Raw genomic sequence first — 25,493 nt, 5'->3', positions numbered from 1 at the left:
AATATTTTAGTTATTCGTAGCTAATTAAAATGAAATTGAGATAGACGCAGGGCTCGGAACAGTAAATAAAATTTCCTGGGGTTATGTTGGTCACAACCACAGACTTGATTGACTAGATTATTTATATGAAGAGCAACATCAAAGCGTGACCATCGCAGGGGGAATTTTGTAGCCGATGTTACAGAAAATCCAGATCAATACAAGATAGCATCGAGCCCCGCTTGCCATACCTAGCGGGTTAAGCATATTTACCCCTGGGGTGAAATACTTTTAAATTGTCCCAAGGGCGAGACTCCTAACTTTCGCCGCTAATTTATCCCCTGGATCTTGCCACCGCTACGAAAAAAAACGATTATCATAACTATCAAAATGCTTAGTTTAATCAATGTTTTATTTGCGTTTATCACCCTGGCGATTTTAATTCTGGCAGGTAGATTTATAAAACAGAAAATTAAACTATTTCAAAAATTATATTTACCAGAATCGATTATTGCCGGGGCGATCGCCTTATTGTTGGGGCCGGGGGTAGTTGGTTCCATTGCCGTGGCCCTGGGGGTGCCTGCAGATGGTTATTTGGCGGGGGGAGTATTCCCCGAAACTACCCGCACTGTCTGGACCCAGTCTCCTGGAGTATTCATCAATATAGTTTTTGCGGCCCTATTCCTAGGGGAAACCATTCCAAAACCGAAGGAAATTTGGCGTAAAACTTCTCCCCAGGTGGCCTTTGGCCAGACATTGGCTTGGGGGCAATATGCCTTGCCCATCCTGGTAACTTTATTGATTTTAATTCCTCTGTTCGATGTTGATCCGATCATTGCTTCCCTGGTGGAAATCAGTTTTGAAGGGGGCCATGGAACTGCAGCCGGTATGGCGGAAACCTTCAACAGACTAGATTTTCCTGAAGGTGGAGATTTAGCCCTTGGATTGGCCACCGTGGGTATTGTCACTGGGGTAATCGCCGGAACGGTTTTGGCCGATTGGGGCAGGCGCAACAATTACATCCAAGAAATACCGACCGAGGTAACATCAGGAGACGCCCAATTTCAACCCACTGCCCATCTGGAAAGTGATCGGGTTTTGAGCAGAAGGGCTCAGTTAATGCGCAACCTTTTAATTGATCCCCTATCTTTGAATTTTGGCTTTACAGCCTTAGCGGTTTTGATTGGCTGGATAATTTTAGAGCTACTCAGATTGTTGGAATTTTTCACCTGGGGAAAAACGGGCTTTGAATTGGCCGGAGCCATTCCTTTATTTCCCATGGCTTTGATTGGGGGCATTATTGTCCAACTAATTATGAAAAAGTTGGATTTAGATTCCCTGATTATTAGAAATTTACAGGAAAGAATTGCTGGAGTTGCCTTGGATTTGGTGGTGGTAACGGCCTTAGCCTCGATCAAGTTGCAGGTGTTGGGAGCTAATTTGCCCGTTTTTCTCAGCTTGTCCTTAGTGGGCATTATCTGGAACATTGTGGCATTCGTCTACTTAGCTCCGAAAATTTTACCTAGTTATTGGTTTGAAAGAGGGATTGGTGATATGGGTCAATCCATGGGAGTTACCGCCACAGGAATTCTGTTAATTAAAATGGTGGACCCCCATAACCGCACCGGCGCCTTTGAAAGCTTTGCCTATAAACAATTATTTTTTGAACCCATTGTTGGTGGTGGATTATTTACAGCAGCGGCCCCCACTTTAATTCGTCAATTTGGTCTGATTCCCATGCTAATTTCCACCTCTGGCCTATTAGCTTTTTGGCTAATCTTTGGTTTCTGGAACTACAAGGTGATTAAAAGGGAAATGATGGCTGAGGCGGACTCCCCCAACCCAGTTAGTTGACATGGAATTTCATGGAACAATCGACCACACTGAAAATTAGGTTTATTCCGTTGCCCAACAAACAAGTCCAGTGTTTAAAATTTATGGTCTTAAAACCGAGCCAAATGCCAGTCGGGGCGCAAACTGCGGGCTTGGCGCAAATAGGCGTGGTACATTTCTGACTGGGGGCTTTGGCTGTTGACGTGAATTAACACCCGAATACACCGTTCTAAGCTACCTTTGACATACATTTGTTGCACATCTAACAACGGTACATTTTCCCAGCGGGGCCTCTGCCTGGCGATCGCCGCCGGAAAAATTGCATCGAGGTCGGGGGTAACGGAGAAAGTGACGCTGACAATGTCCTCCGGGGGGCAGGCGTTGTTTGCTTCGATGACATCCAGCAGCTCACAGACCGCATCTCGGATTGCCTCAGAGCTATTTTCCGAAACCGTCGTTGCACCCCGAATTGCCCGAACTTTCCAGTCCACCACCCTCAACCTCCTCGTTAATCGCTAGTAAGTTTAGTCTTTTTGAGTTGAATTTAATCTAATCGGTCTAGTTACGGGGGCAAAAGTTCCCCGTTTAGCCCTATCCCAAAGGTAAGGGACTATTTTGTTTGGAAACCACACCCATCTTACCGGACAATTCGGTTAGGATGATTGACTGACCTTTTGCCGATTTTGCTTAAACCCCTATGCCTCGCCTCAGCCTTTGTATGATTGTTCAAAATGAAGCCGCTTTCCTGGGGGAGTGTCTGGCCAGTGTGGCGGGTCTAGTGGATGAAATGGTCATAGCGGACACGGGGTCCACGGATAATACAGTGGAAATTGCCACCCAAGCAGGGGCCAAGGTGATCACTGTGCCCTGGGAAGATGACTTTGCCCTGGCCCGCAATCAGGCCCTGGCGGCCACCACGGGGGATTGGGTGTTAGTGCTCGATGCTGACGAAAGGCTGAATATTCTGGTTAAAGATGGCATCCAAAAGGCGATCGCCATGGACAATGCTTTAGTGGTGAATCTAATGCGCCACGAACTGGAAAGTAATCAGTCCCCCTATTCGTTGGTATCCAGGCTATTCCGTCGCCATCCGGCGGTGCAATTTAGTCGTCCCTACCACGAAACCATTGATGACAGTGTTTTGGCTTTACTGGAACGAGAACCCCATTGGCAAGTGATTGATTTACCAGGGGTAGCCATCCTCCACCAAGGCTATAGTCCCACCTTGCTTAAGGAACGGGGCAAAACCCAGCGGGCCAAGCATTTGCTCGAAAAAGCCATGGCAGATAGTCCCCAGGACCCTTACCTCTGCAGTAAGTTAGGGGCTTTATATTTCAGCTTAGGGGACGAAAAAGAGGGGGTAAAACTACTCAAACAGGGTCTAAAGCGCAACACAGCTTCCATTCCTGTGCGGTTTGAATTGCACTACCATCTGGCCAATGCCTACCGCCGCCAACAAAAATGGGAGCTGGCCCGCAAACATTATCAAAAAGCCCTCGACGAAGAAATTTTACTGCCTCTAAAATTAGGCGCTTTGATTAATTACGGTGCTTTTTTGCAAGACTTGGGGGAATTGGGCGAAGCCATTAAGGTTTATCAAGCAGTAATTCACATTGATCCATCCCAGGCGATCGCCTTTTTCAACTTAGCCATGATTCACAAAGCCCAAGGAAACTTACTCGAAGCTATTAAGGGTTATCAACAGGCCATTGTCCTCCAACCGGACTATGCCGAAGCCTATCAAAACCTAGCTGTTACCAGCTTTAAGGCTGGCCTAATCCAAGAAAGTGTCGATGCTTTTCAACAGGCGATCGCCCTTTATGAACAACGACAATCCCCGGAGGCAGAGCGACTCAGAAAAAACCTACAGGAAATGGGTTTGATCGCATAGCCCATGAAATTACCCAATGCCGCCCAGGCAGACTATCTGGAAAAAATTAACAACTACTGCCTTAATTTTGACTATGGCAGAGGCAAGGATAAAGCCTATCTATTTCAAAAAAAAATTAGGGATTACCCTAGAAAATGCTGAAATTCTTATCCAGGCTATTGAAAAAGCTACAATAACTGAACAGGCATTAATTCATAAAGAAAATAACTTTGGCAAATACTATATTCTCAAGTTTTTCTGAAAACAGAACAAGGGAAATCCTGGATTTTATCAGCATGGGTTGTTCGTAAAGGGGAAAATTTTCCTTGCTTAGTTAGTTGTTATCCCGTTAGAAAGTAGCAGGTAATTATGAAAATTAAAGACTTAGATGTTGTTATTATTACTGAAGGTCGGATAACCAAAAATTTTGAAGCAGGTGAGCCGATTTACCTGCAACCTGGCCAGGTGGGAACAGTGGTAATGGAAATTGACGACCAGACGTTTGAAGTTGAAGCATGGTATTCCCTACGCCATGGAAACCGTACCGGCAGATCAATTACTGATTTTTCACCAAAATCCCATACCTGCAAATCTATGACCGCAACCAGACAATCTTTTTCTCCGGCAGTTTATTTTGTTGGGGCAGGCCCCGGTGATCCCGATCTACTGACCATTAAGGGACAAAAACTCCTCCAGGCGGCGGACTTAGTCCTCTATGCCGATTCCCTGGTGCCCAAGCAAATGTTGGCAGAGGTAGGCCCCCAGACAGAATGCATTGCCACCGGGAGTAAAACCTTGGAAACCATTGTGCCGTTAATGATCACAGCTGTGCGCCAAGGGAAGATTGTGGTGCGACTCCATTCCGGTGATCTGACCCTCTACAGTGCTATTCACGAACAAATGCAGGCCCTGGGGGAAGCGGATATTCCCTTTGTCTGTGTGCCGGGTATTAGTGCATTCCAGGCGGCGGCGGCTATCTTAAACTGTGAACTCACCGTGCCCGACCTGGTACAAACCATTGTGCTGACCCGCATTAGTGGTGCGGCTTCGGCGGTGCCAGAACGGGAAGAGTTAGCAAGTTTGGCCTACCACCAAGCCAGTTTGGGGCTATACTTAGCTGCTCGTCATGTGGAAAAAGCTCAGAAGCAATTATTGGAGCACTACCCTGCTGATACCCCCGTAGCGGTTTGCTTTCGAGTGGGGTGGCCCGATGAAAAAATTTGGTTAGTTCCCCTGGGGGAAATGGCAGCCCTAAGTTTACGGGAAAATTTAATCCGCACCACCCTATACTTAATCAGCCCAGCCTTAAAAACTGATCTGCCCAGGCGATCGCGCCTTTATCACCCCGACCACAGTCATATATTTCGTCCCAAACGTTAAATTGTGCTTGCCAGTAATTTGTTAATTTTTATTGCCAAAATAAGCATAAATTTCTTCAAACAAAATTTTGTTACGATTGATGACAAAAGGCAACAAAAAATCTATGATCAATTTCTATAAAATTGCTGAAGTCGATGGCAATCAGCAAGAATCAGCTCTGTCCCGCAATAAAAAACCTAGCCCTTACTTTTGTAAAAAATTCATGATAATACCGACAAACTTTTCAAAGCGAGCTTATCAAAAAGGGATGCTGTTATTGGGGGCCTTAACGGCAAACATTCTCCTGGCTTTTCCCCTAGGGGCGGCAGAGCAAATTTCCTTTTCCTATGGTGGTTTGATGACTTCCGTAGAAATAGAATCTTTGACAAAGTTTGCGGAGACAGGGGAGGTTAATAAAGACCTACAATTTTATTTCAATTTTATTGCCCAGGATCAACAGAAAGAGTTACGGGAAGTATTGACCAAAGAAGTAGAGCTTGATCCTGTAATGATTTCTCGTTTTTTTAATACAAAAATGGGAGAAGAAATCTTAGCCCGATTAGGGGAAGTGATTAATATTCCCTATAAAAATAATGGTAAATATGCCATACGGGCAGCCCTTGTTCAGGCGGCAATGGAACCAGGGGGATTGTCTTCAATTAAAGTGCTACAAAAATTACCCACCAGCATACAAATTAATGGGGAGAAGGCTCTGGCATTGGCCAAGCAAGTTGACATGTTCATCTTGGCAACGGAAACTGCTGTGCAGGAATTAGCCACACTGACCGCTGAGGAGGCTGCGGAAGCTCCAGCCGTTAATTATGCCGAGTTACCTGACCTACGCCAGCCCGGCCCCTATGGGGTGGAAAAAGTCGTTTGGCACTTAGTTGACCCTAGCCGCGATCGCCATTTTTATGTTGATGTTTTTATTCCCAAGGGAGAGCCTCAAGGTAAGATTTCGGTGTTGGCCTTTTCCCATGGTTTGTCTTCTCGGCCCGAAGATTACGCAGTGGGTTTACAACATTTAGCTTCCTACGGCTATCTAGTTGTTGCCCCCCAACATGTCGGTAGTGACAATATCTATCTCCAGGAAATGTTGGAGGGCTATCACGGCGATATTTTTGATGTTAATGATTACATTAATCGCCCCAAGGACATTAGTTTTACCTTGGATGAATTGCAACGACGTAATCAATCAGAATTTGCTGGTCGTTTAGATTTAGAAAATGTTGGCATGGCAGGCCATTCCTTTGGCGGCTATACTGCTTTGGCGATCGCCGGGGCGGAAATAGATTTTGATAACTTACAAAAGGATTGTGATTCAGATTTAGCCAATTTAGACGTTGCCCTGCTGATGCAATGCCGAGCGCTAGAATTGCCCCGACAAACCATTTCCCTGCGGGATGAAAGGGTTAAAGCCGTGTTTGCGGCCAACCCAGTTAACCGCAGTCTTTTTGGCAGTAAAGGGTTAGCTAAAATTAACATTCCGGTTGTTTTTGGCTCCGGTAGTTACGACCCGGCGGCGCCCCCAGCTTTGGAACAAGCAGCATCTTTCACCTGGTTAACGGTGCCAGATAAATATTGGCTGCTAATTGAAGGGCAAGCCCACGTTAACTTTACTAAATTAGATCCAGGCATCAGTAAAGCCATTGATTCCACCGCCCACCTGGTTTTACCCAATCAAGACACCATTTATGACTACGTCATGGGTACAACCGTGGCATTTTTTGAAGTTTACATCCGTCAAGATCCCCAGGGTGCGGATAAATATCGCCCCTATCTCAGTTCAGCCTACGCAGAATATTTGAGTGGGCAGAATGAGTTTAAGTTGTATCTGGTGTCCGGTAAATCTGCCCCTAAAATCAGGCAAAAAATTGATGAGTTCCTGGCCCGGTACGGTGGATTCTCTCAGGATTAATCCTGTATGGTTAGAAAAGACCTTGATGCACCGTGGAATATTTATGAGTTGGATCCCCCCCTACCGCCCCCAACAATTGTCCCTGGGCCCCCTGGAGCAGGAAATTCTGGAAATTGTCTGGCAATTGGGCCAGGCCACGGTGAAGGATATCCACGACCGTATTTTGAGCGATCCTGACCGGGAATTGGCCTACTCTTCGGTGACTACGGTGTTGAACCGTCTGACTAAAAAGGGTTGGCTAGTGTGCCATCGCCAGGGTAAAGCCTTTATTTGGACGGCAAGGGTAAGCGCTGACCAGGCCAAGGCGGTGCAGTCCTACGAACAATTGCAACAGTTTTTGGCCATTAGCAACCCTGATGTGGTGGCCGCCTTTGCTGACAGTTTGGATACGGCTAGCATTGACCAGTTAACGGCGATCGCCGATCGGCTACGGGCGGCCCGGCAACAGCGACAGGAGGAAAAATAATGCACAGTATTCTGTTTCTCATGGCTGTATTAATTGCGTTTGGCCTGCGCTGGGCAATTCGTTACTGGCCCGGCAAACTAGACTGGCCTGCGGCATTAATTTTCTTTGCCCTGCCCCCCATGCTTTTGATCAGTACCAGTGCGGCGATCGCCTGGATGGGCTGTGGTTGGATGTTTGGCTTACCAGTTAGCATGGGTAGCCATCTCTTGGCCTGGATATTTTTAGTTTGGACTGGGCTATCGGTGCTCTATTTGGCGGGGCAAACCTGGCAAACCCTGGGGGCGGTGCAGAAATACCCCATCAGCCATTGGCAAGGGCAAAAAATTCGTCTTTTGGAAACCGATTTTCCCTACAGTGCCCAGGTGGGGCTTTGGTCGCCGGAATTGGTAGTGAGCCGGGGGTTATTGCGCCTACTGACTCCAGAGCAGATAGAAGCGGTGTTAGCCCACGAAAGCGCCCATCTTTTCTACCGGGACACCTGGACATTTTTCTGGTTGGGGGCCCTGCGCCGTTTAACTTTTTGGTTACCGGAAACGGAATCCCTGTGGCAGGAATTACTGTGGCAAAGGGAATGCCGAGCCGATCGCCATGGGGCCAATCACTGTGACCCCCTGGTGTTGGCGGAAGCCCTCGCCCTAGTGGCCCAAAATGCCATGGTGGCCAATCCCCTGCCCCTGGGGGTACCCTTTGCTGGCCAACAGGACCGCCTACTGGCTCGCATTGATCAATTATTGTCCTCTCCAGTGGCCCCCAGTTCCCATCGGTTCATTGCCTGGGGAGGGTCTTTACTCCTACTGGCGATCGCCGTTTTGCCTCTAATTTTGATTCCTTTACATATCAAATAATTTCAAGCTCCTGGGGCCGGATATAACTAACTACCATTGGGCTACTAGAAGTTCAGACAACCGGATTTAATTAAGAATTTTTTCACCATGGCCACCGCCTTAGAAATTAACCAACCTGCCCCAGCTTTCTCCGCCCCCAATGCCCAGGGGGAGACAGTGTCCCTAGCCGATTTTGTTGGGCAATGGTTAGTGTTGTATTTTTACCCCAAGGACAATACCCCCGGTTGCACCACTGAAGCAACGGAGTTTAGTGCCAAGTTAGCGGAATTTAACACCCTCGATGCTGTGATATTAGGGGTCAGCCCAGATTCGGAAAAAAGCCACAGCAAATTCATCGACAAGCATAATCTCACCGTTCAATTACTCAGTGACCCGGAGCATCAATTAGCGGCGGCCTATGGCGCTTGGGGACCGAAAAAGTTCATGGGCAAAGAGTATGAAGGCATTCTGCGTTCCACTTTTTTAATCGATCCCCAGGGAAATATTGCCCACATTTGGCCTAATGTGAGGGTCAAGGGCCACGTCGAAAAAGTGTTGGAGAAACTACAACAACTGAGGGGCGCTGATTAATTAATTGTTTATGCAAAAATCACTTTTGGGCAGGGAAATGCTCCAGACCTGGCAGAGTTTCGCCGTTGACCTAATTAACCTAATCAATTGTTATCAACGTCGATTGCTTGGTTGGTTAGCCCTGGGTTTGATTTGCTTCAGTCTAAACGCCTGTCAAAGCTCCCCGCCCCCCTTGGAATTTGCCCCCGATGGTGCAGTGGTACAGCAAGCAATTACTTTCCAACTCAATCGTACCCAAACTGCCCTTAGTCAACATTTAAACGCCCCAACGCCGGATTTTGAAATTAGCAAGATCAACGTTAAAAATATTGAGGCGATCGCCGTGGATAACTTACCGGCCTATCACCTAACTGGGGGATATGATTTAAAACTGATTCTGCCCCGGCAAACGGTGACTCAAAAACAGAATCCATTTGATCTTTACCTACAGCGGCAAAGTGAAGGTAAAAGTTGGCGATTGTTAAAAAAAGACATTGATCCCCGCACCAACGAGGAGAAATGGGGGAGCTACCTAGTGGAGCTAGAAGCAACGGAGCCCGCAAGTTAACGAGTTGAAGTTGACAGGGGAAAAACCAAAATCTGCCTTGGGCAGACCGAATTAACCCTAGCTCTCCTCGCCATTAAGTGCTCAGGAATTTTCCAGCCATGTTTCCACACTTTTCACCTTTTCATCCATGGTTTGGGGGCGATCGGTGCGAGTACCGAAGCGCATGCTGGAAGTGATACGGGGGGCTCCGAGGGCATGGACCGCTTCGTGGCAGGCCTTGACTGCGGCAAAAACTTCGTCCCAATCCCCTTCAATGTTGGTGCCGTAGGCATGCATGGTATGTTTCAGTCCCGCTTCGGCCAAAACTTTCTGACAGGCGGCCACATACTGGCCCACGGAAACCCCCACACCTAGGGGCACGACACATAAATCCACAATCACGTTCATAGCTTTTACTCGTCGGTAATGGCTAACGACAATCTCAAATTTCCCTAGATTTTGACACACTCCCGCCGTCAATTGGGGGGACAGGCTAGTTGTTGATATGGGCATTGGGTTAGAAGTCCCCTGAAACCATGGCCCACCAAGACTGAGAAAGTCCGCAACAAGTCGTTAAATTTCTGCGCTTGCATTGGCCTTATTCTGAAGGGATAAGGCTTAACCGAGGAGGGCTTGCCGTTATCAATCTCCATGGCACGGTGAGACTCTCCCTGAACCGATTCAAGGAACTCAATTATCATGCTTAGCAAAATTTTATACGCAGATTCTGGCACCAGCCAAACCCAAGAAATGCTCAAGGCCATGATGGATTTTCCGGCGGTGCAAAAGGCATCGATCACGATTTTGCACGTGGTTCCACCCCAAATTACCACGGAGGCATTCACGGAAAAATGGGCCGAGGGCGGTAAAATCCTGGCGGATTTGTTGGAGGATGTGGCCATCGAACCCAGTAAGGTCTCCACCATGTTGCGCCAAGGGGATCCCAAGGGGGTGGTGTGTGATGTGGCCAATGAAATTGATGCGGACCTAATTATTATGGGTTCCCGGGGCTTGAAACGGTTGGAAGCCATTTTAGAAAATTCCGTCAGTCAGTATGTATTTCAACTGACCAACCACCCCATGTTGTTGGTGAAGGATGATATTTACGTTAAGCGCATTAAACGGGTCATGGTGGCTTTAGATAAGTCAGCGGCGGCGGAGTATGCGTTGGAATTAGCTCTGGAGCTTTTGCGAGACTATCCAGAAGGGGAATTAATCCTAGCCCGGGTGAACCCTGACCTCAAACCGGATCTGTTGCCCCTTTCCCGTCAGGAAATTGAGGAAAACCCCGTCCTGGCCCCGGCGATCGCCAAGGCGAAGCGTTTGGGTATTGCCTACCGCTCCACCGTAACGGGGGGTAAGCCAGGGGAAAAACTATGTGAATTGGCCGAGGACTACAACGCTGATTTGTTGCTGTTGGGTTCCCCCGATCGCCGACCCTCCATTGCCAAGAGTTTGCCAGACTTGGACCGACTGTTGGGCACTTCCCTGTCGGACTATATTCGGGTCAATGCTCCCTGTCCGGTGTTACTGGCCCGCAAAGAAGGGATTTGAACCCCAGCAAGAGCGAAATGTTAACCCACGCTTAAATCATCCATTGGGCAAAAAAAGGGGGCTGGATAGACTCCACCCCTGACTCTGTTCTGTTTGACAATGGTTAACCAAGGCTTAGCTTTCGCTCTGTTTACCGGTTTGAATAAACAGGATCAACAGGAAAACCGTTGGCACCAACACAAATAAAATACTTGCTATAAAGCCGAGATTATTAACTTGCATAGCCTAAACTGCCTCGATCTTAAATTTGGCTCAATACCCTACCTAGAATAGCATTGGTGGGTCATGGCCCTGGGGCAATGGCTGAGGGGCTGGCCAAACTTTTTGCTCCACTTTCTTTACTTAATTTCACCATCCTCCTCCTCCCACCATGGTCGCTATTATCTACAGCGCGGATTTTTTGCACCACGAAACTGGCCCCACCCACCCCGAATGTCCAGCTCGACTGACGGCGATTGTCACTGCTTTACGGAAGATGCCCGGGGCCAATTATCTCCATTGGCAAAGGCCTTCCCCGGTGGCCTGGAATTTAGACCCATACATTCTCCGCTGCCATAGCCAAGAATATTTAAACAAATTGGCAAAATTAGCTGAGGAGGGCGGTGGTTCCCTCGATGTCGATACCCCTGTTTCTCCCCAGAGCTATGATTTGGCTCGCTTAGCGGTGCGGGCCTGGCTAGATGCAGTTGACCACGCTTTAAGCCAACAGGAGGCGGCATTTGTCCTAGCCCGTCCCCCCGGTCACCATGCCATTCGCAACACGGGTATGGGTTTCTGCTTGCTCAACAGTGTGGCGATCGCCGCCCATTACGCTTTAACTAGGCCAGGGGTGGAACGGGTAGCCATTGTGGATTGGGATGTGCACCACGGCAATGGTACTGAAGCGTTGGTGGAAAATAATCCCCGAATTTTTTATTGTTCTTTGCACCAATTTCCCTGTTATCCCGGCACAGGGGCCGCAGGCGATCGGGGTAAACATAACAATGTGCTCAATATTCCCCTCAAACCAGGGGGAGATGGCCACGTTTATCAAGAGGCTTTTGAGGACAAAATTCTCCCGTTTTTACGACAGGCAAAACCAGATTTACTGTTGGTGAGTGCTGGTTATGATGCTAACCGAGCCGATCCCTTGGCCTATATGAATCTAATTCCGGAGGATTACGGCATGATGACCCATTATCTAATGGAAATCTCTCCCCATCTGGTCTTAGGGCTGGAAGGGGGCTACCATTTACCGAGCTTAGCCAAATCCGTGGTAGAAACCCTCAAACCTTTATTATTTTGAGGAAGTTTGCACCCGCAAAGTTTAGAGTTCACGGGTCAATTTTGGCCCTGTCGTTTTAACACTTTGGCTATATGGGGAACTTTCACTCAGTTTCCCTCCAAATTTGGGGGGCTAGGGGGGGCTTTTCAAACAAGCTTTTATATCCCCTTTTTCCTAAACTTCAATAGAATTTTTGACAACAGCTAAGGTTTTTTCCCCTGGGACTCTCCCCAGTAACCCATCAACTTGTAAGCCAGCTTCGCTGTGGAAAATTCCGACACCACTGAGCCCGGCACCGGAGCCAACTCCATCAAGTCACAACCAATCACTTGCTTGGTTTGAAAAAGACGGCGGAAAAATTTTAACCCTTCATACCAACCTAGCCCCCCTGGTTCGGGAGTACCTACCCCCGGCATGAAGCCTGGATCAAAACCGTCCATGTCGATGGTGAGAAAGACTTTCTCCGTAGTGATGCTGGCGATCGCCTGGTCAATCCAATCAGGGTTATCAGCCATTTCCCTAGCCCAAAAGACAGGAATATTTTTTTCCCTTATCAAGTCTGCTTCTTCCTGACAAATGGCCCGGATGGCGATCGGGAGAGTGGGTAAACCTAATTCCAACACCCGGCGCATCACACAAGCATGGTTATGTTGGGAACCTTCAAATTTGTCCCGCATATCTCCGTGGGCGTCAATTTGCACCACAGTGAAAGACTCCGACGTTACCTTCTGCATAGCCCGCACTACCCCAGTGGTAATGGCATGCTCCCCACCGATCGCCACCACAAATTTACCGTCCTCCACAAAGGGGACAATACCGTCACAAACCTGGGTCACCATGGCATCCCCTGCCAAAGTCGGATGCTCATTGCTGTCTGCCAAGGGAGCACAGGTGTAAATGCCCAAATCATGACAAGGGGAAGTATTCAACTCTTCATCGTAGGCTTCCAACTGGTCCGAAGCTTCTAGCACCGCCCCAGGGCCATACTGACAGCCCTTGCGGTAGGAAGTAGTGGCTTCGTAGGGAATGGGCACCACCACCACGGCGGCATCAGCATAGGGGGTAACGGATTCCGATTCCAGGAACTGTTTGGGCTGGGGGAAAATTTCGTGAGAACTATCCATCTATTTTTCTAGGTTATTTTGCCCTGCAATTACCTTGGCGGACTGGATTTTGTCTCCCTGTTTGATCTTCAGCACCTCGTCCATGCCCTGGGTGACGTAACCAAACACGGCATAATCACCGTCTAAAAATCCCGTTTCATCAGACAGGGTGAAATAGAACTGGGAAGAAGCGGAATCCGGCATTTGGGAACGGGCCATGGCCACTGCACCGCTTTTATGGGGCAACACCACGGGGGGACTGCTGTAGCCGCCCTGTTGTCCCACCGGTTGACCATACAAAGGCTCTTGCGGCGCATTCTCCACCGAAGGATCGATCTTAATTTCCAAAGGAATATTGCGGGGACGTTGGGTATTTTTATCCACATAGCCGCCCGTACCGTCACCTTTGGGATCTCCCCCCTGGGCCACAAAGCCATCCACTACCCTGTGGAAAGTTAGGCCGTTGTAGAAGCCCTGTTCCACTAGGTCAACGAAGTTACCGGCGGTGATCGGCGCATTTTCTCCGTCCACTTCAATGATGATCGGCTTGCCGTTAACCATCATTTCCACGGTGGCTTTGCCATTTAAGCGGGGCTTATAGTCCTTGTACTGGTCTGTGGCTAACTGGGCCACTGGGCCGTTGCTTTCTGTGGGGGAGGGATCTGCTGAAGAATTGGCAGATGGCTGATTGCAAGCAGTAAGCAAGATATTGACAACAAAAAAGATGCCCACAAACCAAGTGGCTCGGCTAATGTTCGGTAAAATCCGCATAAAATCTAATCTCCTAATAATCTCCGTAATTGCTAATGGGGACTGCTGTTATCTTTGTGCAAATCAGCCAACCTAGAGTCCCTTGCTAGGGATCTTAGTCCACCTCGATTATCTTCCAGAGTAAGTGCAGGTCAATTTAACACAGCACATACCCGGTTTCTGCCCTGGATTTGGTGCCTTTGATATTGGGATCTGGCTGGGGGAAACGGTAATTTACAAGCCTTCCAGGGGCACCCCTAGAAAGCGAGCTAACTCAGCCCCTTGGTTTTCCAACTGGGAAAGGGAAATGGGTTGCCCAGCCCTGGTGAGGGGAATGTCCCGTCGCTGTTTAACTTTGAGGTACAGGGAACGCTTAGGGTTAACACCTTCCTTAATTTCTGCTTTTACTGCCTGGACATCGGCAATTTTATTAACCAATTCAATGCGGCGATTTTTGCCGGGGAAACCCCAACGAAAAATGGTTACCTGCCCCGATTTTTTATTGAATTCGTTGTAACCACTGCCCACGTTCAGAGCCATGGTCAACCAGAGATAACCTGCCACTGTGCTGCCGGCCACACCGTAGAAAAGTAGGGCCACACCTTGGGGAATAAACTGCAGTCCGGTAGTGTCACTAACAATCAAAAGATTTTTGCCGAAGTAGCTAGAAAGGCCGGCCAACAGGAAACCAACACCGCCAATGGTGGAAATTCCAGCCCAAAAAAAGTTGCTGAAGCGGCGGGCTCCCAATACTTCTTGGCGCAAAATTTGGGAAGATTCTGCGAGCGTCTGTCCACCCATGTATTTCTCTAACTGATAATTACAACGAAACCAACCCTTGAATTTTACCCCATCAGGGCTAGGGGCTTGGCAGATGGGGCGATCGCCGGGAAGGAATTGTGTCTGGTTTGTCCCCAATTTTTGGTCAGGAGCGTTTTTCAAACAAGGTTAGAAGGAGGAATGCGGAGGCAATAACCTTTTTCATCTCCCCAACGCCCCTGGGTTAACCAATGGGGATAACCGTCTGTCCTCACTTGCACGGGGCCTAACTGTGCCAACTGCCGAGCCCGACGGTAATGGAAACTACGTTGGAGGCTGTGATCTAGTCGCTGGGCCAATGTTTGTTCTTCTCCGGCGATCGCCATCATTGCCGTAGGGGATAGGTAGAAAACGTAATGGGGTTGGGGCCCCGGCACTGGCACTAAGCAACGGAGACCGTCGCCATCGACCAAGGCGAGATCCCTCAAGGTTTGGTCCACAAATTCTTCGGTTAATTTCTCCCCCACCAAGTCACTCACCCGATCGCCCCTACCCACCAAAGCTAAGCAAGGAGTTTTAAGATACCAATGGGATACCTGCAGGCGATCGCCAAGGCGATAACGGTATAGTCCCCCCGGAGTGGAAATAATTAGTTGATAAATTTGACCTGTTTGTAGGTTAGACAAATCCACAATGGTGCCATCAGCAGCCATGAATTCCAACACAATTTGGTTCACCAAGGGCACAAATCCCCCAGCCTTGATTAAGGGAATGGTAATGGGAGCTTCCGTGGCTAATAGACCTTTTCCTTGGATAAATATTCCGGGAAAATAAGCTTGCAAAATCCCGGCCTGTTCCCTGGCAAATAGTTGATTCCAACAGGAAATCAGCTTTAACTGTGGCCAGATTTTTAACCAATTAATCGGCTCTGTTGCTAGAGCTTTCCGTCTGGCATCATCCAGGCGATCGCCAAGGGCTGCAATTAGGGCATGGCGGTTCTGAGTGATAAATGCTAATTGCACGGTCAAAAAAGTTGGACTCCAAAGGGAAATAATTTCTAAGTCTGGGTTTTGTAATAAAGCTAGGGCTAAAACCCAACGAAAAGTATCCCCGTCGGAAAAATGATTACCCACCCGCACTAAAAAATAACTACTAAGCCAGCGCAGAGGTCCCGTTAAATAATCCGTGTCATCAATGCCTCCAGGGCGATCGCCAAAGGTGGGAGAAATACAAGCATAGGTTTTGCCTGTGCGAAAATCTGGGCCATGGTGGAGCAAATCGTAGGCCCAAACAGCAAACATAAACGTAAACGCAGTTAGTAAACCATGGGTATAGGGAATTTGCTTACTGGCTCCAGAACTGCCGGAAGTTTGTTGCCAAGATCGAATTTTTTCGTTGGTAATGATTGATTGTGTAGGCGAAGTTTGCTGCTGTTCTAGCCAAGGAGAAAAATCTTCATAACTAACTATAGGAATAGCCGACCAGGGGGAATTTTTCGTGATGCCCAAAGATTGGCCATAATGGGTATGAATTAAGCGCTGAATAATTTTAATTTTCAATCGCTCTTGTTCGACTTCAGGCTGATGTAATGCGTGATTAAAACTATTAAAAGCTGGATGTAATAGATGCTTGCTCGTCCTCAGAAGAAAATTATGCATCAGAAACTGCCTAATTTAATCATTCCTTCTAACGAAGAGTCGGGGGGAAACTATTCCCTATTTCAAACTCTGCCAATAATTGTTAATAGCTAACAATGGGAATCCATTCAAAACTGTCCACAATGCCCTGGTAATAATCGTTGATCGTTTCCCGGGGATAGGGAGCAACGCCAGTTTCTTCATCGAACCACCGTTCATAAATCTCCACCGCTGTCCTCTGATCACTGATTACCCCCTCCATATATTTGAGCAGGCTATAATTCACCAAATTGCGCCAATCCGAATCATCTTTGGGCAATAAACAGGCATAGGCTTCGTACTGATAGGGAAAATTAGGCACCACCTTCCACTGTTGGGGATTGTCAGAAGTTTTTTTCAACCCGGCCAAAACAATGCCATCTCCGGCAAAGGCTTCAATTTCTCCAGCTTCGAGCTTGGCCATACCATCGGCTTGGTCTTCAACTTCGACGATGGTCGCCCCCGGCTGAAAATTAAGAATAGCTTTTTCGTTGGTGGTGTCGGCAATAACCCCGATCGCCCGACCAGCCAAGGAATCGGCGGACTCTAAATCACTGTCCACCCCGGTGATAATTTTGGTGCCATCGGCAAAGTAACTAACCGAAAAATCCACCATTGCTGTTCTATTCCAAGTGAAAGTGGAAGAAGCGCATTCTAAATCAATGGTTTGATCTTTAATCAAGTCAAAGCGGTTATCGGCGGTGGCTTCCACCATATTTAGCTTGATTGGCCTGCCTAGTCTGGCTTCCGCTTCCCGGCGAATTAATTCCAGCATATCGATGGAAAAGCCCACCCATTGCCCTTGGTCATCGACGTAGGCGAAGGGCACCGCATCCTTTCTGGTGCCGGCATTAATCACCCCCGTTTGTTCAATGCGATCCAATACTTCTCCGGCCCCACTGGGTAAGCCCACGGCTCCACTGAGTAATACGGACAAAGCTAAACAGGCAAATTTTTTCATGGGATCAGTTTCTAGCACCAATCCCCCAAGACTACGGAGGAGGCAATGAAGTTTCAATTAATTTGCGCCCTCAACCACATCGGCGGAGAGTTCTGATCAATGGCACACTAGAAAAAGAGAGTTAGGGCGGGAGTTGCGGATTCCTGTCACAGGGAATCTGAGGAAAGTCCGGGCTTCCCAAAGGCCAAACTTGCTGGGTAACGCCCAGTGCGCGCGAGCGTGAGGATAGTGCCACAGAAAAATACCGCCGTTACAGTGACCAGTGACCAGTGATCAGTCTAAACCCCTGATACCTGATAACTGATACCTGAAAAGGTAAGGGTGCAAAGGTGCGGTAAGAGCGCACCAGCAGTATCGAGAGGTACTGGCTCGGTAAACCCCGGTTGGAAGCAAGGTCGGAGGGGCAAAGGTTGGTCTTTTTCCTGCCCCATGATTGGTGGAACCGCTTGAGGAATTTGGTAACAAATTTCCCAGATAGATAACTCCCCCTGGGTGCCTCGCATCCTGGAACAGAACCCGGCTTACGACTAACTCTCTTTTTTCTTCTCCGCTGGCCAATTTGATGCTGTCAAAAACTATTCAGGAGGGTTCCGGTTGGCGCTGGGGCTTTGATCCCAATGGCGAGACTTTTCCTTTTTTACTGGGTTCAGAGGATTGGGCGTTGGAGTTGACCAGGGCAGAATTTGCTGACTTTAAGCGTTTAAGTCGGGAGTTGGCCGAGACTGTCACGGCGATCGCCGACCAGTTAATGGAGGAGGAAAAAATTTGTTGTGAACTGAGCAGTGAGTTAATTTGGCTAGAAATTGAGGGCTATGCCCATGCCTACGGATTGAGGTTTATTTTGCACCAGGGGCGTAAAGCGGAAGGGGGTTGGCCAGCGGCGGCGGTGCCAGCATTATTAAATAGTGTGCAGAGCTATGGCCCAGGGGAAACCTAAACCCAGGGTGCACGTCCAAAACCCAAGGGTGGAGGATGGATTTTTGACCTTAGCGTCCCAAAGAGATTGCCCGAATTCGCTACACTAGCTTTAATTGGGTTGACAATCTTCCCCTGCTTTCTTCCCTAGCTTGCCTGTTAGCGATTATGGTTCGTTTGCCCATGGTATTCCCTCAACATTTTTCCCCTTCCCGTTTGCTATCTCGTCACTGGGGTTGGTTGGCGATCGCCGTGGCCGCCTTAGGGAGCTTGACTTCCCTACCCGTCAACAATAATTCCTCGGTGGTGGCCCAAACGGCTCCTTCTAGTCCCATGACTGTTCGCTCCGATATCCAAGAGGCCAATTCCCAAACTGGGGTGGTGACGGCCCGGGGGAACGTTCAAGTTTACTATCCTGCTCGCAATTTGCAGGCAACGGCGGCCCAGGCCCAGTATTTTTCCCAGGAGAGACGGTTAGTGCTCAGCGGCAACGTCTATGTGCTCCAGGATGGCAACAGTATGCGGGCGGAAACCATGACCTATTTGGTGGACGAAGGACGTTTCGTTGCTAACCCGGAAGCGAATCAACAGGTGGAATCGATTTATCTAGTGGAGGAGTCCCAAAATCCCGCCGGCCCGTCCCCCACTGGACCCAATCCCCTCCCCGGTGACACTTTGCCGGATTTACCTCCCCTGGGTTCTTAAGCTGTGGGATACTAACGGCATTCGGTGACAGGCTTTTTAGCGAGAACGGCGATCGTGACCTTAGTTTTAGAAAATATCCATAAACTCTACGGCAAACGTTGTGTGGTCAATCGGGTCAACGCCCAGGTCGCCCCTGGGGAAATTGTCGGCTTACTGGGTCCCAACGGCGCCGGCAAAACCACTACTTTTTACATTGCTACGGGGCTGGTAAAACCTAATACGGGTCGAGTGTGGCTCCACCAGCGGGACATAACGAATTTACCCCTGAACCAGCGGGCCCATCTAGGATTAGGCTATCTAACCCAACAGGCGAGCGTCTTTCGTCAGTTGAGTGTGCGGGATAATATTCTCCTTGCCTTAGAACAAACTGGGGTTTCGCCGCCCCTACGGAAACATCGTCTGGAACAACTATTGGCGGAGTTTCGCTTGGAAAAAGTGGCCAATACCCAGGGTTCCCAGATTTCCGGGGGAGAAAGAAGGCGCACCGAGTTGGCCCGGGCCTTGGCGATCGGAGTGGAAGGGCCACAATTTTTGCTCTTAGATGAACCCTTTGCCGGGGTAGACCCCATTGCGGTAGCAGAAATTCAAACCATCATTGCCCAGTTACGGGAACGAAATATGGGCATTTTAATCACCGACCACAATGTGCGGGAGACCCTAGCCATCACCAACCGGGGTTACATTATGCGGGACGGGCAAATTTTGGCTTCCGGCAGTGCAGGGGAGTTATCGGAAAATCCGTTGGTGCGACAATATTATCTAGGTGAAAAATTCCAGTTGTAAGCATTCTAGTTATGGGGGATAGCCTGCCAACTGTTTGGTTAATTGGCGGAACGGTGGATAGTCGCACGATCGCCGAGGAACTCATTGCCCAGGGCATAGCTTGTCTGGTGACAGTCACTACCCCGGAGGCCAGGCATCTATATCCCCTTCATCCTTATCTAAGGGTTCACGTCGGAGCTTTGACCCCGGAGGAAATACCGACCTTTCTAGAACTCCATGGTATTGCGGCCATTGTCGATGCATCCCATCCCTTTGCGGCCCAAATTACTGCCACCGCCACGGCGATCGCTAAGGAAAAAGATATTCCCTATATCCGATTTGAGCGCCCTCCCCTACCGTTGGGAGAAAACACCCTGGAAGTGCCCGACGTTGATAGTTTAACCACAGGGTCTTATCAACCATACTTGGTGGGTAAAAGGGTGCTGCTGACCGTGGGCGCCCGCTGGTTGGACTATTTCAGTGCCCTACAGACCCAAGCCATATTATTTGCCCGTATTTTGCCCTATCCCCAAGCCTTAACCCAGGCGATCGCCGCCGGATTTACCTCCGACCGAATAATTGCCCTGCGCCCCCCCGTAGCTGAACCATTGGAAAAAGCTTTGTGGGAACAATGGCAAATTCAAGTGGTGGTAACCAAAGCCTCCGGTGCCCAAGGGGGAGAATTGATGAAGCAAAGGCTGGCCGAAGCGTTGGGGATAACTCTGATCAGAATTGCCCGGCCCGAGAACAAAGTAGGGCAGACTGTGAATGATCTTGCTCCGATTTACGAGTTTTGTCAGAGTCTTTTACGACGCTAAATGTCACGGCTAGCCAGGGGATTTGTTAAGTATTGCAACGAGATTTTCCTGGGAAGCAAAGGTGAACCTTAAGATAAAACTTTTAACGTTGGTTTGGTCACCATTGTTGCCCAATGCCTAATGGTGGATGCCATCGCCGTTAAAAATAGTCTTAAAATCATCGTTTACGATCAAGGAGAACTCAATGCATAGCTTTTTATTGGCCACCGCCGTTCCCGCTACCCTGTCCTGGAGCCCCAAAGTTGCTGGGGTGATGATTGCTTGCAACATTTTGGCGATCGCCTTTGGCAAATTCACCATCAAACAACAAAGTGTAGGCACCCCCATGCCTTCCTCTAACTTCTTCGGTGGCTTTGGTTTAGGGGCTGTGCTGGGCACCGCCAGCTTTGGCCACATCCTCGGCGCTGGAGTAATCCTGGGCTTGGCCAATATGGGAGTACTTTAAGATTCGATTCTGAATAGACTAGCTTTTATCCTTTGGGAAAATATCAACGGCGATCGGGCGATCGAGAGAAAAGCCTGATCGTTTTTTGTTAGGCATTAAGAAAAATGCCTAAACGAACAAAGGCAGTGATTACGGCCCCGATAACCGCAATAATTAACGCCCAAATTTCAGCATTGCCCCGTCCTTTGACATCCTTAACATCATCTCTCACTGTACCTAACTCAACTCCGACCGCAGACAACTCGGTTTTAACCGTTGCCATATCAATCTTGAGGGAAGTTACGTCTTTTTGGAGATCGTTGAGTTGGGTCTTAATTTCCCCCAAGATCTCCTTTAAGTCGTTTTCTACGGTGATACTTATCGACCTTTTCTCCTAAAGCAATTCTTACCACTATCTCTAGGGTAAATCATGGGAAATGGCGATCGCCGCAGTTTCTTCCGTTTGCTGGAGGGCTGTCTGCAACATCTTGGTGCTGACCACGGAGTTGGTGGCTAAGTTAAAGAGGGGATTAGCAAGAACACCTGCCAGGGAGGTGGCAACCAGGGTAGCAACAATACCCACCTGTAGGGGACGCATACCAGGCAAATTCCATTTGATGGCCGGATAATTTTTGATCACATCGGACATTTCCTGGGGTTCCTTCACCACCATCATTTTCACCACCCGGATGTAGTAGTAGATGGAAACGACGCTGGTGACCAGACCAAGGAGAACCAAGCCGTACAATCCCGACTGCCAACCGGCCCAGAATATGTAAATTTTACCGAAGAAACCTGCCAAAGGAGGAATGCCGCCCAGGGACAATAAACAAATGCTCAAGCCTAAGGTGAGCAGAGGATCCTTGTGGTAGAGACCAGCATAATCACTAATTTGGTCACTGCCGGTGCGGAGGGTAAAGAGGATAATGCAACTAAACGCCCCCAGGTTCATAAACAGGTAAATGAGCATGTAGAACACCATGCTGGCATAACCATCTTCACTACCCGCCACCAGGCCAATCATCACAAAGCCCGCTTGACCGATGGAAGAGTAGGCCAACATCCGCTTCATACTGGTCTGAGCCAGAGCCACTACATTACCCAGCACCATGCTTAACACTGCCAGGGCAGCGAAAATAACGTGCCACTCATCGGTAATGCCACCAAAGGCGGTCACTAGCAACCGAATGGCCACCGCAAAACCGGCCGCTTTAGATCCTACCGAAAGAAAGGCTACCACTGGGGTGGGAGAACCTTCATAAACGTCGGGGGTCCATTGGTGGAAAGGCACAGCGGAGATTTTAAAGGCAATACCAGCAATGACAAAGACCAGGGCGATCGCCAAACCGAGGGATTGACCCATACTGTCGGCATTAACTAATTTTTCGGCAATTAATACCAACTGGGTTTCACCGCCGGACAAACCGTAGAGCAGGGAAAGACCGTAAAGGAAAATGGCGGAGCTAGAAGCACCAATGAGCAAATATTTCAACGCTGCTTCATTGGAACGGGGGTCCCGCTTCATGTAACCGGTCATGAGGTAGGAGGAAATACTGAGCATTTCCAGGGAGATGAAAATCATCACCAACTCGTTGGCCGCCGAGAGAAACATGCCCCCCAGGGTGGCCGTGAGCAAAATGGCAATGAATTCCGCCAAGGAAGTCCCCGTTTGTTGGACGTAGCGCACCGACATCAAAATGGTGACAACGGTGGACATGGCAATGATGCCTCGGAAAATAACGCTGAGGTTATCCCCATTAAAAGCACCGATAAAACCAATGGGATCCGCCATGGACCAGGAAGTAACTAGCAAACCCACCGACACCAATAAACCGGCGATCGCCAGGTAGGGCAGGGCCAAGGCTACCTTGCGTCCCCCAATCAAATCCACAATTAGCACAAGGAGGAGAGTGACAATAACAACGCCCTCCGGCAAAATCGTCCCCGCATTGAGTTGCGCTGCAACGTTACTAGAAAAGTCCATAGGTACAACCGAGAAATGCTCACGAATAAGCTTAGCGCAGGTTTGCCGCAAAGGAGAATTAGAATGGGTGATGGAATTTATTAGTATTTTTCTAGTTTTGGGCCATGGCAAAGGTGCCCAGCAGTGACATAATCATTGCCCTAATGGCACAAATCTTCCCCCTGTTCATCAAATTCGTCGGTGTTGGCCGCTAGAAATTGCCAGCGGTAGCTGTTGGGTTGAAGTTTCATTTTCAGCACTCCATATACCCCCACTGCCCGAACTTCGCTGTTGGGGCGCACAGTTTTGAAATGATAAAGACTTTTGCCGCCGGTGCCGATGACAAATTGTCTCAATCCCTTAGTTTGATCCAAGCCGCCCTGGGCATTTTGGGGGGCAAATCTTTCATAGAGATGGTCATGGCCCGATAGCACTAACTCCGCACCACCGTCATAGAGGGTTCGCCAGAGGTCTCCCATTTGGGGTTGGTTGCCGTGCACACCGGAGGAATAACGGGGATGGTGCCAGTAGGCTAGGGTGCATTGCTTAGTATTTTTCGCCAGATCTGCCTTTAACCATTGCTGTTGGGCCGATCCCATTTCACAACCGCCAATGTATTCACAGTTGGAATTGAGGGCAATGAAATGCCAATCCCCTTGGTCATAGCTGTAATAACCCTTTTGGCGCACCGCGGAGCGGATCTCTGCGAGATCGCCAGCTACTGCACCGAAATAATTAAAGTAATCGGCGGCATCCTTATCGGGGCCGTAATATTCGTGGTTGCCTGGCACCGGACGACTAATGGAGTCAAATTTTCCCCAGGTTGGTTGGTAGGAAGCTTGGTAATTGACCAATTCTCCCCGTTCGTACTGGTTATCCCCCAGGGGCAAAACTAGATCAGGACTAGCACTAGCAACCAAGTCTGCCGTGGCGGCCATCTGGCAACGGTCTGGGGTTCCTAAACCACCGTTAAAACCTGGATCTTCCGGAGCACAGGCAATGTCCCCCGCCGCCACAATCACCACCGGGGTGGACTGGTCTTGGACGTTCACTTCCTTGGCCAGAATGACTGGGGCAGGGTCTTGACCTTGGCTAAAGTTGGCAATTAACAGAAAAGTTACGGTAACCAGGGCAAAAAACACCCCGATCACCGGCAGACGGGAAAAACCCATGGCTATCACAATGGTTATGTCCGCAAATCAAACAAATTTAGCGGCTCATTTTTTTATCCCGGTCCTGACGACGGCGATCGCGCCACTCCAAGGTGGTCAAGTAGAGAATGCCTCCACTGACCAGCACTAGCATCACCAGGGCCACTAAGAAAAGGGTATTGAGAACAGGAGTTGATTCCACGGTATCAAAAGCTCTTAAACGGCGACAAATCCGAGGTTTTCCCTAGAAGCCGTTCCGACCCCACACCACCATGCTGATGGACCAGGTGAACAGAACCAACACGCTTACCCAACCTAATGTCAAAATGTCCATAGTCTTTTGTTAAATACGCCGATAAAAACGAGCTTTGTCAGCCTTTATCTTACGGCGATCGGGCAAAATTTTAAAGCTTGCCCCAGGGATAACACTGTCCCATTGACCGGCTATTTAGCCGCCATTGTCCCATTTGTTCCCCTCCTTTCCATTCAAGCTAGAAACCATGGCCCTGTTTAACCATTACCAAGTGGAAACCCCCGAAAGTGTCGAATTAGAGTTTACCCTAGCCGGCATTGGCAATCGTCTCTATGCGGTGTTGATTGACTATATCTGCCTGGGAACCATAATCTTTGTACTTTTAATTATTTGGGCGGTACTGGCCTATAACCTTTCCCTTTATGTATCCGACGACTGGCAATTGTGGTTGACAGCTATCCAAATCTTTCTGATTTTTGCGGTTTATGTGGGCTATTTTGTCTTTTTTGAAACCCTATGGCAGGGACAAACCCCTGGTAAGCGTCGGGCTAAAATTCGGGTAATCCGGGGAGATGGGCGACCAGTGGGGCTACAGGAAGCTAGTTTACGGGCTCTATTTCGCCCCATTGATGATTTTCTCTACATTGGCGCTCTGATGATCATTTTTGGCCGGCAGGAAAAACGCATTGGAGATTTATTGGCTGACACCCTGGTGATTCGAGAAAGTCGGCACCCAAGAGGCGATCGCCTACAACTTCAACAACCGGAAGCAGCTAAATCCTTAGCGACTCAATTAAGCCAATGGCCGGGGTTAGAAAGAATTACGGCGGACCATTGGTTCGTGATCCGGGACTATCTGCTCCGACGGGGGGATTTGCTGCCCAAGGCGAGGCAACAAGCAGAGGCAAGGCTAGCCCAACAGATACAAGACCGCTTGCGTCTCACGGCTCCCCTGGCCGATACTCCCCCCGAAGTTTTACTAGAGGCAGTTTACCTGGCCTGTCAAGACCGCCAAACGGCCCTGACTCAGGAAAGTTTTGAGTTTTAAAACCCTGGAAATTTGTTGAAC

The 25,493-nt window shown here is 48.9% G+C and carries 30 protein-coding genes and 1 other RNA gene; 18 read left to right on the top strand and 13 right to left on the bottom strand.

The features are described 5' to 3' along the window. The first annotated feature begins 369 nt into the window (after positions 1 to 369). The gene (locus tag IQ217_RS05125; protein ID WP_194019148.1) at positions 370 to 1,833 is read left to right on the top strand and encodes a sodium/glutamate symporter; all 1,464 of its coding nucleotides are present in this window, start codon (positions 370 to 372) and stop codon (positions 1,831 to 1,833) included. Between the two features lie 89 nt (positions 1,834 to 1,922). Here IQ217_RS05125 and aroH read toward each other — a convergent pair whose 3' ends face one another. After that, complete coding sequence (gene aroH / locus IQ217_RS05120; protein WP_190596208.1) at positions 1,923 to 2,306, bottom strand: chorismate mutase; 384 nt, start codon at positions 2,304 to 2,306, stop codon at positions 1,923 to 1,925. Positions 2,307 to 2,509: 203 nt separating this feature from the next. Between aroH and IQ217_RS05115 the strand changes: the two genes are divergently transcribed. The 8 genes from IQ217_RS05115 (at position 2,510) to IQ217_RS05080 (ending at position 9,387) form a co-directional block, all read left to right on the top strand. Then, on the top strand, positions 2,510 to 3,703 hold the full coding sequence (locus tag IQ217_RS05115; protein ID WP_228024152.1) for a tetratricopeptide repeat protein: 1,194 nt from the start codon (positions 2,510 to 2,512) through the stop codon (positions 3,701 to 3,703). A gap of 73 nt (positions 3,704 to 3,776) precedes the next feature. After that, complete coding sequence (locus IQ217_RS18810) at positions 3,777 to 3,944, top strand: DUF6883 domain-containing protein (protein WP_228025690.1); 168 nt, start codon at positions 3,777 to 3,779, stop codon at positions 3,942 to 3,944. A gap of 332 nt (positions 3,945 to 4,276) precedes the next feature. Continuing rightward, positions 4,277 to 5,062 (top strand): precorrin-4 C(11)-methyltransferase, encoded by a 786-nt coding sequence (gene cobM / locus IQ217_RS05105; RefSeq protein ID WP_194019171.1) that lies wholly within the window; start codon positions 4,277 to 4,279, stop codon positions 5,060 to 5,062. A gap of 103 nt (positions 5,063 to 5,165) precedes the next feature. Continuing rightward, positions 5,166 to 6,959 carry an alpha/beta hydrolase gene (locus tag IQ217_RS05100; protein ID WP_228024154.1) on the top strand — a complete coding sequence of 598 codons (1,794 nt, stop codon included), beginning with the start codon at positions 5,166 to 5,168 and terminating at the stop codon, positions 6,957 to 6,959. 43 nt (positions 6,960 to 7,002) lie between these two features. Then, positions 7,003 to 7,425 carry a BlaI/MecI/CopY family transcriptional regulator gene (locus IQ217_RS05095; protein ID WP_190598623.1) on the top strand — a complete coding sequence of 141 codons (423 nt, stop codon included), beginning with the start codon at positions 7,003 to 7,005 and terminating at the stop codon, positions 7,423 to 7,425. Beyond that, entirely contained in the window at positions 7,425 to 8,270 is an 846-nt protein-coding gene (locus IQ217_RS05090; protein WP_194019147.1) for a M56 family metallopeptidase, read from the top strand. Before IQ217_RS05095 ends, IQ217_RS05090 begins: the two co-directional genes overlap by 1 nt. A gap of 87 nt (positions 8,271 to 8,357) precedes the next feature. Next, a complete protein-coding gene (bcp, locus tag IQ217_RS05085) occupies positions 8,358 to 8,840 on the top strand; it encodes a thioredoxin-dependent thiol peroxidase (RefSeq protein WP_194019146.1) in 483 nt (160 codons plus the stop codon). Positions 8,841 to 8,850: 10 nt separating this feature from the next. Then, on the top strand, positions 8,851 to 9,387 hold the full coding sequence (locus tag IQ217_RS05080; RefSeq protein ID WP_194019145.1) for a hypothetical protein: 537 nt from the start codon (positions 8,851 to 8,853) through the stop codon (positions 9,385 to 9,387). A gap of 81 nt (positions 9,388 to 9,468) precedes the next feature. Here the strand turns inward: IQ217_RS05080 and IQ217_RS05075 are convergent, their stop codons facing one another. Further along, positions 9,469 to 9,834, bottom strand: coding sequence for an MTH1187 family thiamine-binding protein (locus IQ217_RS05075; protein WP_010871336.1), 366 nt, complete (start codon positions 9,832 to 9,834; stop codon positions 9,469 to 9,471). Between the two features lie 231 nt (positions 9,835 to 10,065). Here IQ217_RS05075 and IQ217_RS05070 point away from each other — a divergent pair, with 231 nt between their 5' ends. Next, positions 10,066 to 10,920 (top strand): universal stress protein, encoded by an 855-nt coding sequence (locus tag IQ217_RS05070; RefSeq protein ID WP_190598619.1) that lies wholly within the window; start codon positions 10,066 to 10,068, stop codon positions 10,918 to 10,920. Between the two features lie 114 nt (positions 10,921 to 11,034). On the opposite strand, the gene psbM is transcribed toward IQ217_RS05070, so the two are convergent. Further along, positions 11,035 to 11,142: a photosystem II reaction center protein PsbM gene (gene psbM / locus IQ217_RS05065; RefSeq protein WP_010871338.1), complete on the bottom strand. Its 108-nt coding sequence runs from the start codon at positions 11,140 to 11,142 to the stop codon at positions 11,035 to 11,037. A gap of 148 nt (positions 11,143 to 11,290) precedes the next feature. Between psbM and IQ217_RS05060 the strand changes: the two genes are divergently transcribed. Continuing rightward, positions 11,291 to 12,205: a histone deacetylase family protein gene (locus IQ217_RS05060; RefSeq protein WP_194019144.1), complete on the top strand. Its 915-nt coding sequence runs from the start codon at positions 11,291 to 11,293 to the stop codon at positions 12,203 to 12,205. A gap of 182 nt (positions 12,206 to 12,387) precedes the next feature. Here the strand turns inward: IQ217_RS05060 and speB1 are convergent, their stop codons facing one another. The 5 genes from speB1 to IQ217_RS05035 form a co-directional block, all read right to left on the bottom strand. Next, complete coding sequence (speB1, locus tag IQ217_RS05055; protein ID WP_194019143.1) at positions 12,388 to 13,308, bottom strand: N(1)-aminopropylagmatine ureohydrolase; 921 nt, start codon at positions 13,306 to 13,308, stop codon at positions 12,388 to 12,390. Then, positions 13,309 to 14,058, bottom strand: a complete 750-nt coding sequence (locus IQ217_RS05050) for a peptidylprolyl isomerase (RefSeq protein ID WP_194019142.1) — start codon at positions 14,056 to 14,058, stop codon at positions 13,309 to 13,311. Between the two features lie 213 nt (positions 14,059 to 14,271). Further along, complete coding sequence (locus tag IQ217_RS05045) at positions 14,272 to 14,838, bottom strand: photosystem I assembly protein Ycf4 (protein WP_190598615.1); 567 nt, start codon at positions 14,836 to 14,838, stop codon at positions 14,272 to 14,274. Positions 14,839 to 14,975: 137 nt separating this feature from the next. Beyond that, on the bottom strand, positions 14,976 to 16,454 hold the full coding sequence (locus IQ217_RS05040; RefSeq protein WP_194019141.1) for a GH3 family acyl-acid amido synthetase: 1,479 nt from the start codon (positions 16,452 to 16,454) through the stop codon (positions 14,976 to 14,978). Positions 16,455 to 16,536: 82 nt separating this feature from the next. Then, entirely contained in the window at positions 16,537 to 17,433 is an 897-nt protein-coding gene (locus tag IQ217_RS05035) for an amino acid ABC transporter substrate-binding protein (RefSeq protein WP_194019140.1), read from the bottom strand. Between the two features lie 116 nt (positions 17,434 to 17,549). Between IQ217_RS05035 and rnpB the strand changes: the two genes are divergently transcribed. From rnpB to psaK, 6 genes are all read left to right on the top strand, one after another. Then, positions 17,550 to 17,973, top strand: an RNA gene (gene rnpB, locus IQ217_RS05030) — RNase P RNA component class A. 22 nt (positions 17,974 to 17,995) lie between these two features. Further along, on the top strand, positions 17,996 to 18,370 hold the full coding sequence (locus IQ217_RS05025; protein ID WP_190598613.1) for a DUF1818 family protein: 375 nt from the start codon (positions 17,996 to 17,998) through the stop codon (positions 18,368 to 18,370). 161 nt (positions 18,371 to 18,531) lie between these two features. After that, on the top strand, positions 18,532 to 19,053 hold the full coding sequence (locus tag IQ217_RS05020; RefSeq protein ID WP_476718265.1) for an LptA/OstA family protein: 522 nt from the start codon (positions 18,532 to 18,534) through the stop codon (positions 19,051 to 19,053). A gap of 24 nt (positions 19,054 to 19,077) precedes the next feature. Further along, positions 19,078 to 19,836 carry an LPS export ABC transporter ATP-binding protein gene (gene lptB, locus IQ217_RS05015; RefSeq protein WP_204250435.1) on the top strand — a complete coding sequence of 253 codons (759 nt, stop codon included), beginning with the start codon at positions 19,078 to 19,080 and terminating at the stop codon, positions 19,834 to 19,836. An 11-nt stretch (positions 19,837 to 19,847) separates the two neighbouring features. Then, positions 19,848 to 20,633, top strand: coding sequence for a precorrin-6A reductase (cobK, locus tag IQ217_RS05010; protein WP_194019139.1), 786 nt, complete (start codon positions 19,848 to 19,850; stop codon positions 20,631 to 20,633). Positions 20,634 to 20,817: 184 nt separating this feature from the next. After that, positions 20,818 to 21,078 carry a photosystem I reaction center subunit PsaK gene (psaK, locus tag IQ217_RS05005; protein WP_194019138.1) on the top strand — a complete coding sequence of 87 codons (261 nt, stop codon included), beginning with the start codon at positions 20,818 to 20,820 and terminating at the stop codon, positions 21,076 to 21,078. Positions 21,079 to 21,166: 88 nt separating this feature from the next. Here the strand turns inward: psaK and IQ217_RS05000 are convergent, their stop codons facing one another. From IQ217_RS05000 to petN, 5 genes are all read right to left on the bottom strand, one after another. Then, positions 21,167 to 21,403 (bottom strand): hypothetical protein, encoded by a 237-nt coding sequence (locus tag IQ217_RS05000; RefSeq protein ID WP_228024117.1) that lies wholly within the window; start codon positions 21,401 to 21,403, stop codon positions 21,167 to 21,169. A gap of 72 nt (positions 21,404 to 21,475) precedes the next feature. Beyond that, positions 21,476 to 23,041, bottom strand: coding sequence for an NAD(P)H-quinone oxidoreductase subunit N (locus IQ217_RS04995; protein WP_194019137.1), 1,566 nt, complete (start codon positions 23,039 to 23,041; stop codon positions 21,476 to 21,478). Positions 23,042 to 23,181: 140 nt separating this feature from the next. Next, the gene (locus IQ217_RS04990; RefSeq protein ID WP_194019136.1) at positions 23,182 to 24,192 is read right to left on the bottom strand and encodes a metallophosphoesterase family protein; all 1,011 of its coding nucleotides are present in this window, start codon (positions 24,190 to 24,192) and stop codon (positions 23,182 to 23,184) included. A 37-nt stretch (positions 24,193 to 24,229) separates the two neighbouring features. Beyond that, positions 24,230 to 24,373 carry a hypothetical protein gene (locus tag IQ217_RS04985; protein WP_190598607.1) on the bottom strand — a complete coding sequence of 48 codons (144 nt, stop codon included), beginning with the start codon at positions 24,371 to 24,373 and terminating at the stop codon, positions 24,230 to 24,232. A gap of 42 nt (positions 24,374 to 24,415) precedes the next feature. Further along, positions 24,416 to 24,505 carry a cytochrome b6-f complex subunit PetN gene (petN, locus tag IQ217_RS04980; protein WP_010871354.1) on the bottom strand — a complete coding sequence of 30 codons (90 nt, stop codon included), beginning with the start codon at positions 24,503 to 24,505 and terminating at the stop codon, positions 24,416 to 24,418. 166 nt (positions 24,506 to 24,671) lie between these two features. Here petN and IQ217_RS04975 point away from each other — a divergent pair, with 166 nt between their 5' ends. After that, on the top strand, positions 24,672 to 25,472 hold the full coding sequence (locus IQ217_RS04975) for an RDD family protein (protein WP_194019135.1): 801 nt from the start codon (positions 24,672 to 24,674) through the stop codon (positions 25,470 to 25,472). Positions 25,473 to 25,493 lie beyond the last annotated feature (21 nt).

Source organism: Synechocystis salina LEGE 00031 (assembly GCF_015207985.1).
GTDB classification, from domain to species: Bacteria; Cyanobacteriota; Cyanobacteriia; order Cyanobacteriales; family Microcystaceae; genus Synechocystis; species Synechocystis salina.
The sequence above is the reverse complement of the archived record's forward strand: the minus strand, read 5'-3'. Positions and strand labels throughout refer to the sequence as shown.

What these genes read in the sequence shown, in the direction of transcription:
- IQ217_RS05125 (WP_194019148.1), top strand. Translation starts at nt 370, where the DNA reads ATGCTTAGTTTAATCAATGTTTTATTTGCGTTTATCACCCTGGCGATT.
- IQ217_RS05115 (WP_228024152.1), top strand. Translation starts at nt 2,510, where the DNA reads ATGCCTCGCCTCAGCCTTTGTATGATTGTTCAAAATGAAGCCGCTTTC.
- IQ217_RS18810 (WP_228025690.1), top strand. Translation starts at nt 3,777, where the DNA reads ATGGCAGAGGCAAGGATAAAGCCTATCTATTTCAAAAAAAAATTAGGG.
- cobM (WP_194019171.1), top strand. Translation starts at nt 4,277, where the DNA reads ATGACCGCAACCAGACAATCTTTTTCTCCGGCAGTTTATTTTGTTGGG.
- IQ217_RS05100 (WP_228024154.1), top strand. Translation starts at nt 5,166, where the DNA reads ATGATCAATTTCTATAAAATTGCTGAAGTCGATGGCAATCAGCAAGAA.
- IQ217_RS05095 (WP_190598623.1), top strand. Translation starts at nt 7,003, where the DNA reads ATGAGTTGGATCCCCCCCTACCGCCCCCAACAATTGTCCCTGGGCCCC.
- IQ217_RS05090 (WP_194019147.1), top strand. Translation starts at nt 7,425, where the DNA reads ATGCACAGTATTCTGTTTCTCATGGCTGTATTAATTGCGTTTGGCCTG.
- bcp (WP_194019146.1), top strand. Translation starts at nt 8,358, where the DNA reads ATGGCCACCGCCTTAGAAATTAACCAACCTGCCCCAGCTTTCTCCGCC.
- IQ217_RS05080 (WP_194019145.1), top strand. Translation starts at nt 8,851, where the DNA reads ATGCAAAAATCACTTTTGGGCAGGGAAATGCTCCAGACCTGGCAGAGT.
- IQ217_RS05070 (WP_190598619.1), top strand. Translation starts at nt 10,066, where the DNA reads ATGCTTAGCAAAATTTTATACGCAGATTCTGGCACCAGCCAAACCCAA.
- psbM (WP_010871338.1), bottom strand. Translation starts at nt 11,142, where the DNA reads ATGCAAGTTAATAATCTCGGCTTTATAGCAAGTATTTTATTTGTGTTG.
- IQ217_RS05060 (WP_194019144.1), top strand. Translation starts at nt 11,291, where the DNA reads ATGGTCGCTATTATCTACAGCGCGGATTTTTTGCACCACGAAACTGGC.
- speB1 (WP_194019143.1), bottom strand. Translation starts at nt 13,308, where the DNA reads ATGGATAGTTCTCACGAAATTTTCCCCCAGCCCAAACAGTTCCTGGAA.
- IQ217_RS05050 (WP_194019142.1), bottom strand. Translation starts at nt 14,058, where the DNA reads ATGCGGATTTTACCGAACATTAGCCGAGCCACTTGGTTTGTGGGCATC.
- IQ217_RS05045 (WP_190598615.1), bottom strand. Translation starts at nt 14,838, where the DNA reads ATGGGTGGACAGACGCTCGCAGAATCTTCCCAAATTTTGCGCCAAGAA.
- IQ217_RS05040 (WP_194019141.1), bottom strand. Translation starts at nt 16,454, where the DNA reads ATGCATAATTTTCTTCTGAGGACGAGCAAGCATCTATTACATCCAGCT.
- IQ217_RS05035 (WP_194019140.1), bottom strand. Translation starts at nt 17,433, where the DNA reads ATGAAAAAATTTGCCTGTTTAGCTTTGTCCGTATTACTCAGTGGAGCC.
- IQ217_RS05025 (WP_190598613.1), top strand. Translation starts at nt 17,996, where the DNA reads ATGCTGTCAAAAACTATTCAGGAGGGTTCCGGTTGGCGCTGGGGCTTT.
- IQ217_RS05020 (WP_476718265.1), top strand. Translation starts at nt 18,532, where the DNA reads ATGGTATTCCCTCAACATTTTTCCCCTTCCCGTTTGCTATCTCGTCAC.
- cobK (WP_194019139.1), top strand. Translation starts at nt 19,848, where the DNA reads ATGGGGGATAGCCTGCCAACTGTTTGGTTAATTGGCGGAACGGTGGAT.
- psaK (WP_194019138.1), top strand. Translation starts at nt 20,818, where the DNA reads ATGCATAGCTTTTTATTGGCCACCGCCGTTCCCGCTACCCTGTCCTGG.
- IQ217_RS04995 (WP_194019137.1), bottom strand. Translation starts at nt 23,041, where the DNA reads ATGGACTTTTCTAGTAACGTTGCAGCGCAACTCAATGCGGGGACGATT.
- IQ217_RS04990 (WP_194019136.1), bottom strand. Translation starts at nt 24,192, where the DNA reads ATGGGTTTTTCCCGTCTGCCGGTGATCGGGGTGTTTTTTGCCCTGGTT.
- petN (WP_010871354.1), bottom strand. Translation starts at nt 24,505, where the DNA reads ATGGACATTTTGACATTAGGTTGGGTAAGCGTGTTGGTTCTGTTCACC.
- IQ217_RS04975 (WP_194019135.1), top strand. Translation starts at nt 24,672, where the DNA reads ATGGCCCTGTTTAACCATTACCAAGTGGAAACCCCCGAAAGTGTCGAA.